This is a genomic window from Kitasatospora sp. NBC_00039 (genome assembly GCF_045160625.1).
GTDB lineage: Bacteria > Actinomycetota > Actinomycetes > Streptomycetales > Streptomycetaceae > Kitasatospora.
Genome location: NZ_CP108289.1, coordinates 4,152,897 through 4,165,241, shown reverse-complemented (window position 1 = coordinate 4,165,241; position 12,345 = coordinate 4,152,897). Strand labels below are relative to the sequence as shown.

Below are 12,345 nucleotides of genomic sequence, written 5' to 3'. Positions count from 1 at the left end.
GGACCGGCCGTGGCCCCCGGCCGGCCGTGCCGGAGGACCATCGCCCTTGGAGGCCCAGCAATGCCCGAAGTCACCGCTCCCTACAAGCCCGGCACCCCGTGCTGGATCGACCTGATGACGAGCGACCAGCAGGCCGCGCTCGACTTCTACCGCGACCTGTTCGGCTGGCAGGGCGAGATCGGCCCGCCCGAGTTCGGCGGCTACGCGATGTGCCTGCTGAACGGCAAGCCGGTCGCCGGGATCATGGCGCAGATGGCCCCCGAGGGCCAGCCCGTCCCGCCGGTCTCCTGGACCACTTACCTGGCCTCGGACGACGCCGACGCCACCGGCCGGGCGATCGCCGAGAGCGGCGGCACGATCCTCTACCCGGCGATGGACGTCGGCACGGTCGGCCGGATGCTGGTCGCCGCCGACCCGACGGGCGGGGTGTTCGGCGTCTGGCAGAAGGTCGACTTCATCGGCGCCGGCATCGTCAACGAGCCCGGCTCGCTGGTCTGGAACGAGCTCAACACGACCGACACCGACGCGGCCGGGGCGTTCTACCAGCAGGCGGTGGGCCTGCGCCCGGCGACCCTCCAGGGCATGGAGGGCTACTTCACGCTCAACGCCGGCGAGCGCGCGGTGGGCGGCATGCAGAAGCTGCCCGACTACCTGGCGCCCGGTACGCCGCCGCACTGGATGACCTACTTCTCGGTGGACGACACCGACTCCACCGTGGACGCCCTGGTCAAGGCCGGTGGCTCGGTGATCCGGCCGTCGTTCGACATGCAGTCCGGCCGGATGGCGGTCGTCACGGACCCGCAGGGTGCCGTCTTCGCGGTGATCGCCTCGCCCGACTCGCCGTAACGAGCCGCACCGTGCCGCGACGAGCCGAAACGTGCCGCGACTGGCTTGCGACGAGCCGCAACCAGCCGCGACGCGCCGCAACGCGCCCCGACTCTCCGTGACGTACCCGGACCCGCCCGGAGCCGCTGCGGCCCGGAAGCCGCCCGTTCCCGCGACGCGCCGCCGGGAATGGGCGGCTTCCCGCGGTCCGCGGGTAAGACTGCACCCATGCTGGGGCTTCCGGACGACATCCGTGCTTTCCTCTTCGACCTCGACGGGGTGCTCACCCAGACCGCCAAGGTGCACGCCGCGGCCTGGAAGGACACCTTCGACGCCTTTCTGAGCGCCGAAGCGGCCCGCAGCGGCGGGCAGTTCGTCCCCTTCGACGCCGTCGACGACTACGACACCTACGTCGACGGCCGCCCGAGACTCGACGGCACCCGGGCCTTCCTGCACAGCCGTGGCGTCGACCTGCCGGAGGGCACCGACGCCGACCCGCCGGGCGCCCGCACCGTGCACGGGATCGGCCTGGCCAAGAACGACACCGTGCTGCGGATGATCCGCGAACAGGGCGTCCAGCCGTACGAGGGCTCGGTTGCGTACGTGCACCGGCTGCGGGCGCTCGGGCTGCCCAGCGCGGTGGTCTCGTCCAGCGCCAACTGCCGTGACGTGCTGCGCGCCGCCGGGATCGAGGAGCTGTTCGACGTGGTCGTGGACGGCGTCGTCGCCCGGCGCGAGGGACTGCCGGGCAAGCCCGCGCCCGACACCTACCTGGCCGCCGCCCGGGCACTCGGCGTCGGGCCCGCGCACGCCGCCGTCTTCGAGGACGCGCTCGCCGGGGTCGCCTCCGGGCGGGCCGGCGGCTTCGGCGCGGTGGTCGGCGTGGACCGCACCGGCCAGGCCGCCGAACTGCGCCGCCACGGCGCCACCGTGGTCGTCAACGACCTCGCGGAGCTGCTCGAAGGGGGCTCGGCATGACCGGACTGGACAACTTCACCGTCGACCCGTGGCAGATCGCCGAACAGGGCCTCGACCTGGCCTCGATGGCCCGCGCCGAGTCCGTCTTCGCGCTCTCCAACGGTCACATCGGCCTGCGCGCCAACCTCGACGAGGGCGAGCCGCACGGCCTGCCCGGCACCTACCTCAACGGCGTGTTCGAGCTGCGCCCGCTGCCGTACGGCGAGGGCGGCTACGGCTATCCGGAGTCCAGCCAGAGCGTCATCAACATCACCAACGGGAAGATCATCCGACTCCTGGTCGACGACGAGCCGTTCGACCTGCGCTACGGCGAACTGGTCAGCCACCGGCGGTGGTTGGACTTCCGGGACGGCCTGCTGCGGCGCGAGGCGGAGTGGACCTCCCCGGCCGGGCGGACCATCAGGGTGCACTCCACCCGGCTGGTCTCGCTCACCCAGCGGGCCATCGCCGCCGTCGAGTACACCGTGGAGGCGGTGGACGCGCCGGTGCGGATCGTCCTCCAGTCGGAGCTGGTCGCCAACGAGCAGCTGCCCGGCGGGCCCGAGGGCGACCCCCGGGTGGCCGCCGTGCTGGAGGCCCCGCTGATCGCCGAGGTGCACCACGCCGGCGGCAGCAAGGCCGTCCTGGTGCACCGCACCCGCTACAGCGGCATCCGGGTCGCCGCCGGGATGGACCACGTCATCGAGGGGCCGGACCGGCTGGACACCGTCGCCGAGGCCGAGGCCGACCACTGCCGGATCAGCGTCACCACCCTGCTCGAACCCGGCGAGAAGCTGCGGCTGGTCAAGTTCATGTCCTACGGCTGGTCCGCGACCCGCTCGCTGCCCGCCGTCCGGGACCAGGTGGAGGCCGCGCTGACCGCCGCCCGGTACACCGGCTGGGGCGGTCTGGTCGCCGAACAGGCCCGTTTCCTCAAGGAGTTCTGGGAGACCAGCGACGTCGAGATCGAGGGCGACGTCGAACTCCAGCAGGCCGTCCGGTTCGCCGTCTTCCACGTGCTCCAGGCCGGCGCCAGGAGCGAGGAACGGGCCATCCCCGCCAAGGGGTTGACCGGCCCGGGTTACGACGGGCACAGCTTCTGGGACACCGAGACGTTCGTCCTCCCGGTGCTCACCTACTGCCTGCCGTCCGCCGTCAACCAGGCGCTCCGCTGGCGCCACACCACCCTCCCATTGGCCCGTGACCGGGCCACCCAACTCGGGCTCTCCGGCGCGGTGTTCCCGTGGCGGACGATCCGCGGCGAGGAGTGCTCCGGCTACTGGCCGGCCGGTACCGCGGCGTTCCACATCGGCGCCGACATCGCCGCCGCCGTCGCCCGCTACGTCCGGGCCACCGGGGACGTCGGGTTCGAGCGCGAGTACGGCCTGGAACTGCTGGTCGAGACCGCCCGGATGTGGCGTTCGCTCGGCCACCACGACGCCGTCGGCAAGTTCCGCATCGAGGGCGTCACCGGACCGGACGAGTACAGCGCCGTCGCCGACAACAACGTCTTCACCAACCTGATGGCGCAGACCAACCTGCGCGCCGCCGCCGAGGCCGCGGGCCGGCACCCGCGCGAGGCCGCCGCGCTCGGCGTCGACACCGAGGAGACCGCCGCGTGGCGGGACGCCGCCGCCGCGATGTTCGTCCCGTACGACGAGAACCTCGGCGTCCACCCGCAGGCCGACGGCTTCACCGACCACCAGTACTGGGACTTCGAGCACACCCCGCCCGAGAACTACCCGCTGCTGCTGCACTACCCGTACTTCGACCTGTACCGCAAGCAGGTGGTCAAGCAGGCCGACCTGGTGCTCGCCATGCAGGTCCGCGGCGACGCCTTCACCGACGAGCAGAAGGCCCGCAACTTCGCCTACTACGAGCGGCTGACCGTCCGCGACTCCTCGCTCTCCGCCTGCACCCAGGCGGTGATCGCCGCCGAGGTCGGCCAGCTGGACCTCGCCTACGACTACACCGCCGAAGCCGCCCTGATGGACCTCCACGACCTCGGCGGCAACACCCGCGACGGCCTGCACATGGCCTCGCTCGCCGGTACCTGCGTCGCCCTGGTGGCCGGCTTCGGCGGGCTCCGGGACCACAGCGAGACGCTCTCCTTCCGGCCCCGGCTCCCGGCCGGGCTGATGAAGCTCGGCTTCTCGCTGATGGTGCGCGGCCAGCTGCTCGGTGTCCGGATCACCCACGACGGCACGACGTACACGCTGCGCCGCGGCGAGGTGATCCACCTGCGGCACGACGGCGAGGCGGTGCAGGTGAAGGCGGGCGCACCGGTCACCGTCCCGACCGTCGTCCCGCCCGTCCAGGAACGGTGCAGCCAGCCCCCCGGCCGTGAACCGGCCCGCCGCCAGCCCCAGGCCGGCGTCGTCGCCGGCACCCTGGGCCCGGGCCCGGACCACCTCGCGGCGGAGTAGGGGTCCCCGGCTGCTTCACCCCTTCGGCCCCTCCCCGCATGCGTCGTGCGCCCTCCCGCCCGAGGGTGCAGGTGTCCTGTGGCAACCGGCGGCCGGTGAAGGAGTGCCCCCGTGGTGAGTGTGGCCGAGCAGATGGTGGAGGTGCTCCGGCAGGCCGGGGTGGAGCGGGTGTACGGGGTGGTCGGCGACAGCCTCAACCCGGTGGTGGACGCGATCCGCCGGGCCGAGGGGATCAGCTGGGTGCACGTCCGCAACGAGGAGGCCGGCGCCTTCGCGGCCGCCGCCGAGGCCGAGCTGAGCGGGCGCCTCGCGGTCTGCGCGGGCTCCTGCGGCCCCGGAAACACCCACCTGATCCAGGGGCTCTACGACGCCCAGCGCAGCGGCCTGCCGGTGCTCGCGCTGGCCTCGCACATCCCGTCCGCGCAGATCGGCACCGGCTTCTTCCAGGAGACCCACCCCGAGCGGGTGTTCACCGACTGCAGCACCTGGTGCGAGATGGTCTCCACCGCCGAGCAGATGCCCCGCCTGATCCGCGTGGCGATCCAGCACGCGCTGGGCGCCCACGGCGTCTCCGTGCTCGTCTTCCCCGGTGACGTGGCCGCGCTGCCCGCCGCCGGGCCGACCGGGACGAGCCACTTCCTCACCGAGCAGGCGGTGGCCGCCCCGCCCTGGTCGCAAGTGCAGGCGCTCGCCCGTGCCCTCAACGAGGCCGCCCGGGTGGCCCTGTTCTGCGGCGCGGGGGTGCGCGGGGCGCACGCCGAGGTGCTGGAGGCCGCGGAGGCCCTGCACGCGCCGGTCGGGCACTCCCTGCGGGGCAAGGAGTGGATCCAGTACGACAACCCGTACGACGTCGGGATGAGCGGCCTGCTCGGCTACGGCGCCTGCCACGAGGCGCTGCACTCCGCCGACCTGGTGCTGCTGCTCGGTACCGACTTCCCCTACGACTCCTTCCTGCCGCAGGCCCGCACCATCCAGGTGGACCACGACGCCACCCGGCTGGGCCGGCGCACCCCGCTCGAACTCGCCGTCCACGGCGACGTCTCGGCGACCCTGCGCGCCGTCCTGCCGCTGCTGGAGACGAAGAGCGACCGCACCTTCCTGGACGAAATGCTGCGCAAGCACTGGCGGGCGCTGGAGGACGTGGTCGGCGCCTACACCCGGGACATCGAGAAGCACCTGCCGATCCACCCCGAGTACGTGGCCTCGGTGCTGGACGAGGTGGCCGCCGACGACGCGGTGTTCACCGTGGACACCGGGATGAACAACGTCTGGGCCGCCCGCTACCTGCGGCCCAACGGGCGCCGCCGGGTGATCGGCTCGTTCCTGCACGGCTCGATGGCCAACGCGCTGCCGCACGCGATCGGCGCCCAACTGGCCTGCCCCGGGCGGCAGGTGGTGGCGATGGCGGGTGACGGCGGGCTGTCGATGCTGCTGGGTGAGCTGCTCACGGTGGCGAGGCACCGGCTGCCGGTGAAGACGGTGGTGTTCAACAACGGCGCGCTCGGCATGATCAAGCTGGAGATGCTGGTCTCCGGCTACCCGGAGTCGGAGATCGACAACGGGGACGTCGACTACGCGGGGATCGCCCGGGCGATGGGCATCCCGGCGAAGCGGGTCACCGATCCGGCGCGGGTGCGGGAGGTGCTGGTGGAGGTGCTGGAGCGGCCCGGCCCGGCACTGGTGGACGTGGTCACCGACCCGAACGCGCTCTCCATCCCGCCGCACATCACCGCCGCCCAGCTGAAGGGCTTCGCCCTGGCGGCCGGGCGGACGGTGCTCTCGGGCGGGGTCGGTCGCATGATCGACCTGGCCCGGAGCAACCTGAGGAACATCCCCCGGCCGTAGCGGTACCGGGCCTCGCGGGGCGGGTCCGCCGGGGTCTCGTACGGCCGGGCTGTCGGGCTCTCCTGGGGCCGGCCCGACGGGGCCTTCCGTCGGCGTCGGGCCTTCCGGGGTGGTTTGCCTCTGAGGCAAAGTCCTTGCCCCTGCGGCACGCGGGGTGTCCACTGGTCCCATGACCACCAGCCCACCCGGTCCCTCCACCCCCGGCGACCAGCCCGACGACCAGGAGGTCGTCGGCCTCGCCGCGAGGCTGCGCGAGCACCGGCTCGGCAGCCGCCTCACGCTGGAGGTCGCCGCCGCCCGGGTCGGTCTCTCCCCAGCCTATCTGTCCCGGCTGGAGACCGGCCGCCGGCAGCCCTCGCTGCCCGTCCTGCTGGGCCTCGCCCGCGCCTACGGCACCTCCGTCTCGGGCCTCCTCGGCGAGGCCCTGGTGGAGCCGGACCCGGTGGTGCGCGGCGGCGCGATCGAACCAGGGCGCGCGGGCGGCTGGGGCTACCGCCGGGCCGGCGCCCCCGGCCGCGCCATGCAGGCGCTGCGCGTGCACGTCCCCCCGGGCGTGCAGGACGCCGTGGTCCGGGTCCACCCCGGCGAGGAGTGGCTGTACGTCCTCCAGGGCCGGCTGAGGCTGACCCTCGGCGACCACGTCCACCTCCTTGCGGAGGGCGACTCCGCGCACTTCGACTCGCTCACCCCGCACTGCATCGCCGCCGAGTCGGCGGACGGGGTCGAGCTGCTCTTCGTCCACACCCTGCTGCAGAGCCCCGGCGGCGAACTCTGCCTCGGCGGCGGCCCTGCCGCACCCCACTGACCGTACGTCAGAACTCCTGGAGGAGAACTCCCATGGCTGATCCCGCCACCACCGTCACCGGGCCCGCCGCCACCGTCGGGGCCCCCGCCGCCGAGGCTCCTGCGGCCGACGCCCCCAAGACCATCGACGCCGGCAAGTGGGCCAACCGCCGGGTCGGCATCCGGGTGCTGATCTACATGGTGGCCACCCACGCCTTCGCGGGCTTCATCATGCTGCTCTTCGAGCTGGGCAACCGCAACAATTAGGCCGCCCCGCCGACCGGTTCGGCCGGTCGGCGCGTCACGCCCGGACTCACCGCTCCCGCAGCAGCTCGCAGAGCGCGTCCAGGGCGGCCGGGAAGTCGCGGTCGGGCGGGGTGCCGTAGCCGACCACCAGGGCGGGCGGGGCGTCCGGGGCGGAAGCGGGCTCGGCGAGGTGCCGGGTGAGGCCGCTGAGGACCAGTCCGGCCGCCTCGGCGCGGGCCAGCAGCTCGGCCTCCGGCGTTGCGCCGGGCGGCAGTTGCAGCACGGCGTGCAGCCCGGCGGCGATGCCCGTCACCCGGACGTGCGGAGCCCGCTCGGCGAGCGCCGCGACGAGTAGGTCGCGGCGGCGCCGGTAGTGCAGCCGGGAGCGGCGGACGTGCCGGTCGTAGGTGCCGGACGTGATCAGCTCGGCGAGGGTGAGCTGGTCGAGCACCGGCGACATGGTGTCCGCCAGTTGCTTCAGCCGGGCCACCGGCTCGACCAGCGCGTCCGGCAGCGCCAGCCAGGCCAGCCGGAGGCCGGGGGCGAGGCTCTTCGCGGCCGTCCCCGCGTACACGACCCGCTCGGGGTCGAGCGCCTGCATCGCGCCCAGCGGCTGCCGGTCGTAACGGAACTCGCCGTCGTAGTCGTCCTCGATCACGTAGCCGTCGTGTTCGCGCGCCCAGGTGACGGCGGCGGCCCGGCGTTCGGCGGCCAGCGCCGCGCCGGTCGGGAACTGGTGGGCGGGGGTGAGCAGGACGGCCGCGTCCCGCCGCCCGTCCAGCAGGTCGGTGCGGGCGCCCGCCCCGTCCAGCGGCAGCGGGACGGCGGCCAGCCCGGCGGCGCGGACGATGGCGCGCTGCGGCGCCAGCCCGTAGGCCTCGACGGCCAGCGACGTGGCGGCGCGCTGGTGCCGGGGCCGGCGTTCGCGCAGGGCGGTGCAGAGCAGGCCGAGCCCCTGCGTGAACCCGGCGCAGATCAGCAGGTGTTCCGGGTCGGTCCGCACGCCGCGCACCCGGGCCAGGTAGTCGGTGAGCGCCTGCCGCAGCTCGATCCGCCCCAGCGGGCTGCCGTAGTCGAACGCCTCGTGCGGCGCGGTGGCGAGCGCCCGCCGGGCGGCCGCGAGCCAGGCGCTGCGCGGGAAGAGCGAGACGTCCGGCCGCCCCGGCATCAGGTCGTACCGGCCGGTGCGGCGGCCGCGCGGCACGCCCGCCGCCCGCCGGCCCGGGCGCGGTGTCGTCCGCTCGGCCACCGTGGTGCCCGAGCCCTGCCGCGAGGTGAGCCACCCCTCGGCGGTGAGCTGCCCGTACGCCTCGACCACGGTGTTCCGGGCGATCCCGAGGTCCTCGCCGAGCGCCCGGGAGGACGGCAGCCGGGTGCCGGGCGCAAGCCGCCCGTCCTGCACCGCCTCCCGTAGTGCGTCCTCCAGCGCCGCCCGCACCCCGGCCCCGGCGGCCCGCCGCCCGGTGAGGTCGAGGTGCAGGTCGCCGCCGAAGGTGGTCCACGCGGAGGTGCGGGAGGTGGCGCGGGAGGTGGTCATGGGCTGAGGGGCCGTTCCGTGCGTTCCGTTGCCGAGGCTGTCCGTACGGGGATTATCGCCCTTCTCCCGGCCGGGCTCTCCCCGCTGGTCGCGCTCCTGGTCCCGTGGTTCCACGACAGCCACGTCGCGGCCTCGAACGGCGTGGGAGGGCACGCCGCGTCGGGCCGGGTGCCTCGCCCGCCCGGCCGGTTATCGTCCTTCACAGCACCGACGGATCAGAGTTGGGGGATGTGACAGGTGATCGGGGAAGATTTCCAGGCACAGCAGTTCGAGGAGCACCGGCACCAACTGCGGGCGGTCGCCTACCGGATGCTCGGCTCGCTCAGCGAGGCCGAGGACGCCGTGCAGGAGACGTGGCTCCGGCTCAGCCGCACCGACACCACCGAGGTGGCCAACCTCGGCGCGTGGCTGACCACCGTGGTCGGCCGGATCTGCCTGGACCTGCTGCGCTCGCGCACCGCCCGGCGCGAGGACCCGCTGCAGGACCAGGACGGACAGTTCCGGCTGCCGGACCCGGTGGTCGGCCCCGCCTACGGCGCCGTCGACCCGGAGCACGAGATCCTCATGGCCGACTCGGTCGGCATCGCGCTGATGGTCGTCCTGGAGACGCTCGCCCCGGCCGAGCGGCTCGCCTTCGTGCTGCACGACCTGTTCTCCGTGCCCTTCGACGAGATCGCGCCGATCCTCGGCCGCACCTCGGCCTCCACCCGGCAGCTCGCCAGCCGTGCCCGCCGTCGCGTCCAGGGCGCCGCCCCGGCCCCCGACAGCGACCTGGCCAAGCGCCGCGAGGTGGTGGAGGCCTTCCTCATTGCCTCGCGCGCCGGGGACTTCGACGCCCTGCTCGCCGTCCTCGACCCCGAGGTGGTGGCCCGCTCCGACGGCGGCACGCTCCGCCCGAGTCTGCTCCGCCGCGGCGCGGCCGACGTCGCCTCCCAGGCGATCACCTTCGCCCGCTTCGCCCAGGACGGCCGCCCGGTGCTCATCAACGGCGCGCCCGGTGTGCTCTCGCTCGCCGACGGCAAGCCGCTCTCGCTCATGGCGTTCACCATCCACGGTGGCCGGATCATCGCGATGGACTTCCTCACCGACCCGGAGCGCCTGGCCCGGCTCGACCTGTCGGACCTGCTGGACGGCTGAGGCCGGGAGCCTCTCCGCGCGGCGGGCCGCACCAGGCCCGCCGCGCGGCCGCTGATCGGCCTGCCCGCGTTCCAGCAGGTCAGCAGGGGGCCGGAAAAACTTCGAAGTAAGTCTGTCGACGGATGTAGAGGGCTGCCTCGGCCGCTCCGACTGAAGGGTGACAGCGCGCCGACGGGGCGCGCGGGACGGGGAGGACACCCGAGATGAAGTACGTCGCGATGATCTACGGCAACCAGGCCAAGTGGGCGTCGTTCCCGGCCGAGGACTGGCCCGAGGCGATCGCCAAGCAGGACGCGTTCAACAAGAAGTACCGCGGGAGCGGCGAGCTGATCGGCGCCTACGGCCTCGCCGACGCGGCCAATGCGCAGCTGGTCCGCCGGGAGGCCGGCCTGCCGGCGGTCACCGACGGCCCGTACCTGGAGACCAAGGAGTACGTCGCCAGCTTCTACCTGCTGGACTGCGACAGCCTGGAGCGGGCCCAGCAGATCGCCGCCGACCTGCCGTTCGCGGACGTCGACCCGGTCGAGCTCTGGCCGGTCCTGCACGACGCCGCGGCCGACGTGTGACCGCGCTGCTCCCGGACGGCATCGAGGGCCTGCTGCGCGAACTCGCGCCGCAGGCCCTCGGGGCGCTCGTCCGCCGCTACGGCGTCTTCGACGCCTGTGAGGACGCCGTGCAGGAGGCCCTGCTCGCCGCCGCCCTCCAGTGGCCCGAGGCCGGCGTGCCGGAGAACCCGCGCGGCTGGCTGGTCACCGTCGCCTCCCGCCGCCTGGTCGACCAGGTGCGCAGCGAGACGGCCCGCCGCCGCCGCGAGGACGCGCTCGCCCTGGCCACCCCGCAGTCCGCGCTGCTCAGCCACGCCGCCGACGCCCGGCCGGACGCCGACCGGGACGACTCGCTGGCGCTGCTCCTCCTCTGCTGTCACCCCGCGCTCTCCGCGCCCAGCCGGATCGCGCTGACCCTGCGCGCCGTCGGCGGCCTGAGCACCGCGCAGATCGCCGCGGCCTTCCTGGTCCCCGAGGCGACCATGGCCCAGCGGATCAGCCGGGCCAAGGCGACGATCAAGGGCCTGCCCCTCGCCGCGCCGCAGGGACCGGAGCGCGCCGAGCGCCTGGAGGAGGTCCGGCAGGTGCTCTACCTCGTCTTCAACGAGGGCTACACCACGACCGACGGCGCCGACCTCACCACGCCCGAGCTCTCCACCGAGGCGATCCGTCTCACCCGGTTGCTCCTGCGTCTGGCCCCCGAGGACGCCGAGACGGCCGGCCTGCTCGCCCTGATGCTGCTCACCGACGCCCGCCGCCCGGCCCGCACCGGCCCCGGTGGGAAGCTGGTGCCGCTGGCCGAGCAGGACCGGGGGCAGTGGGACGCGGGGCTCGTCACGGAGGGCGTGGAGCTGATCAGCCGTACCCTGCCACGCGGACAGGTCGGCCCGTACCAGCTGCAGGCGGCCATCGCGGCGGTGCACGACGAGGCCGCGGACGACGCGTCCACGGACTGGCCGCAGATCCTCGTCCTGTACGGCCTGCTGGAGCAGTTCGGGCCGAACCCGATGGTGACGCTCAACCGCGCGGTCGCCGTCGCGATGGTGCACGGGCCTGCCGCGGGGCTGGAGCTGCTCGCCACGCTGGAGGCCGACAAGCGGATGGCCTGCCACCACCGCCTGCTCGCCACCCGGGCCCACCTTCTGGAGCTGCTGGGCGACAAGGCGGGTGCGGTGGCCGCCTACCGCGAGGCCGCCCGCCGCACCACCAGCGCGCCGGAGCGGCGCCACCTGACGGAACGTGCCCAGTGCTCGGAGGCCACGGTATGAGGTTCGTCGTTCGTGACGGGGTGCGGCTCGCCTGCCGCGACTCGGGCGGCCCCGGGACGCCCGTGGTTCTGCTGCACGGGCTGGCCGGCCACGCGGGGGAGTGGGACGCCGTTGCGCGGAGCCTCAGCGCCCGGCACCGCGTCGTCGCCGTCGACCAGCGCGGCCACGGCGCCAGCGAGCGCCGGCCGCAGAACGTCTCGCGAGCCGCGTACGTGGCCGACGTGGTCGCGGTGATCGGGCAACTCGGCCTGGAACGCCCGGTCCTGGTAGGCCAGTCCTACGGCGGGCACGCGGCGATGCTCACCGCTGCCGCGCACCCGTCGCTGGTGAGCGGCCTGGTCCTGGTCGAGGCCGGGCCGGCCGGGTCCGACCCGGAGACGCAGGCCGGAATCGCCGGCTGGTTCGACTCCTGGCCGACGCCGTTCCCCTCCCACGAGGCCGCCGTCGCGTTCCTCGGCGGCGGCCCGGTCGGCGAGGGCTGGGCGGCGGGCCTGGAGGAGCGCGACGGCGGCTGGTGGCCGCGCTTCGACCGCGACGTGATGGTCGCGTCGCTGGACGAGAACGCGCAGCGCTCCTGGTGGGACGAGTGGGCGGCGGTGGCCTGCCCGACCCTCGCCGTCCTGGGCCAGTCCGGCATCATCGGCGCCGAGGAGATCGACCGCATGCTCCACACCCGGCCGGCGACGGTCGCCGTCGGCGTCCCCGGCACGGGCCACGACCTCCATCTCGAACGCCCTGCCGAGCTGGCGCGGTTGATCGGCGAGTTCGTCCGGTAG

General features: G+C 74.1%; 11 protein-coding genes. 10 read left to right on the top strand and 1 reads right to left on the bottom strand.

The annotated features are described in order from the left end of the window. The first annotated feature begins 60 nt into the window (after window positions 1–60). The 6 genes from OG286_RS18400 (at window position 61) to OG286_RS18375 (ending at window position 7,103) form a co-directional block, all read left to right on the top strand. Window positions 61–846, top strand: coding sequence for a VOC family protein (locus OG286_RS18400; RefSeq protein ID WP_396325541.1), 786 nt, complete (start codon window positions 61–63; stop codon window positions 844–846). A 207-nt stretch (window positions 847–1,053) separates the two neighbouring features. Continuing rightward, complete coding sequence (locus OG286_RS18395; RefSeq protein WP_396325540.1) at window positions 1,054–1,803, top strand: HAD family hydrolase; 750 nt, start codon at window positions 1,054–1,056, stop codon at window positions 1,801–1,803. Beyond that, entirely contained in the window at window positions 1,800–4,208 is a 2,409-nt protein-coding gene (locus OG286_RS18390; protein ID WP_396325539.1) for a glycoside hydrolase family 65 protein, read from the top strand. Before OG286_RS18395 ends, OG286_RS18390 begins: the two co-directional genes overlap by 4 nt. Before the next feature lie 132 nt (window positions 4,209–4,340). Continuing rightward, window positions 4,341–6,053 (top strand): pyruvate dehydrogenase, encoded by a 1,713-nt coding sequence (locus OG286_RS18385; protein ID WP_396325550.1) that lies wholly within the window; start codon window positions 4,341–4,343, stop codon window positions 6,051–6,053. A gap of 169 nt (window positions 6,054–6,222) precedes the next feature. Continuing rightward, window positions 6,223–6,858 (top strand): helix-turn-helix domain-containing protein, encoded by a 636-nt coding sequence (locus OG286_RS18380; RefSeq protein WP_396325538.1) that lies wholly within the window; start codon window positions 6,223–6,225, stop codon window positions 6,856–6,858. 32 nt (window positions 6,859–6,890) lie between these two features. Next, window positions 6,891–7,103 carry a DUF6126 family protein gene (locus tag OG286_RS18375; protein ID WP_396325537.1) on the top strand — a complete coding sequence of 71 codons (213 nt, stop codon included), beginning with the start codon at window positions 6,891–6,893 and terminating at the stop codon, window positions 7,101–7,103. Window positions 7,104–7,149: 46 nt separating this feature from the next. Here OG286_RS18375 and OG286_RS18370 read toward each other — a convergent pair whose 3' ends face one another. After that, complete coding sequence (locus OG286_RS18370) at window positions 7,150–8,619, bottom strand: PLP-dependent aminotransferase family protein (protein ID WP_396325536.1); 1,470 nt, start codon at window positions 8,617–8,619, stop codon at window positions 7,150–7,152. Window positions 8,620–8,856: 237 nt separating this feature from the next. Here OG286_RS18370 and OG286_RS18365 point away from each other — a divergent pair, with 237 nt between their 5' ends. From OG286_RS18365 to OG286_RS18350, 4 genes are all read left to right on the top strand, one after another. Next, the gene (locus tag OG286_RS18365; protein WP_405360910.1) at window positions 8,857–9,756 is read left to right on the top strand and encodes a sigma-70 family RNA polymerase sigma factor; all 900 of its coding nucleotides are present in this window, start codon (window positions 8,857–8,859) and stop codon (window positions 9,754–9,756) included. Between the two features lie 203 nt (window positions 9,757–9,959). Next, window positions 9,960–10,322 (top strand): YciI family protein, encoded by a 363-nt coding sequence (locus OG286_RS18360; protein ID WP_396325534.1) that lies wholly within the window; start codon window positions 9,960–9,962, stop codon window positions 10,320–10,322. Continuing rightward, window positions 10,319–11,569 carry an RNA polymerase sigma factor gene (locus tag OG286_RS18355; RefSeq protein ID WP_396325533.1) on the top strand — a complete coding sequence of 417 codons (1,251 nt, stop codon included), beginning with the start codon at window positions 10,319–10,321 and terminating at the stop codon, window positions 11,567–11,569. Before OG286_RS18360 ends, OG286_RS18355 begins: the two co-directional genes overlap by 4 nt. After that, on the top strand, window positions 11,566–12,345 hold the full coding sequence (locus OG286_RS18350) for an alpha/beta fold hydrolase (RefSeq protein ID WP_396325532.1): 780 nt from the start codon (window positions 11,566–11,568) through the stop codon (window positions 12,343–12,345). The genes OG286_RS18355 and OG286_RS18350 overlap by 4 nt, the downstream gene beginning before the upstream one ends.

Coding starts and splice junctions, on each gene's coding strand:
- OG286_RS18400 (WP_396325541.1), top strand. CDS start 61: ATGCCCGAAGTCACCGCTCCCTACAAGCCCGGCACCCCGTGCTGGATC.
- OG286_RS18350 (WP_396325532.1), top strand. CDS start 11,566: ATGAGGTTCGTCGTTCGTGACGGGGTGCGGCTCGCCTGCCGCGACTCG.
- OG286_RS18375 (WP_396325537.1), top strand. CDS start 6,891: ATGGCTGATCCCGCCACCACCGTCACCGGGCCCGCCGCCACCGTCGGG.
- OG286_RS18395 (WP_396325540.1), top strand. CDS start 1,054: ATGCTGGGGCTTCCGGACGACATCCGTGCTTTCCTCTTCGACCTCGAC.
- OG286_RS18360 (WP_396325534.1), top strand. CDS start 9,960: ATGAAGTACGTCGCGATGATCTACGGCAACCAGGCCAAGTGGGCGTCG.
- OG286_RS18380 (WP_396325538.1), top strand. CDS start 6,223: ATGACCACCAGCCCACCCGGTCCCTCCACCCCCGGCGACCAGCCCGAC.
- OG286_RS18385 (WP_396325550.1), top strand. CDS start 4,341: ATGGTGGAGGTGCTCCGGCAGGCCGGGGTGGAGCGGGTGTACGGGGTG.
- OG286_RS18390 (WP_396325539.1), top strand. CDS start 1,800: ATGACCGGACTGGACAACTTCACCGTCGACCCGTGGCAGATCGCCGAA.
- OG286_RS18370 (WP_396325536.1), bottom strand. CDS start 8,619: ATGACCACCTCCCGCGCCACCTCCCGCACCTCCGCGTGGACCACCTTC.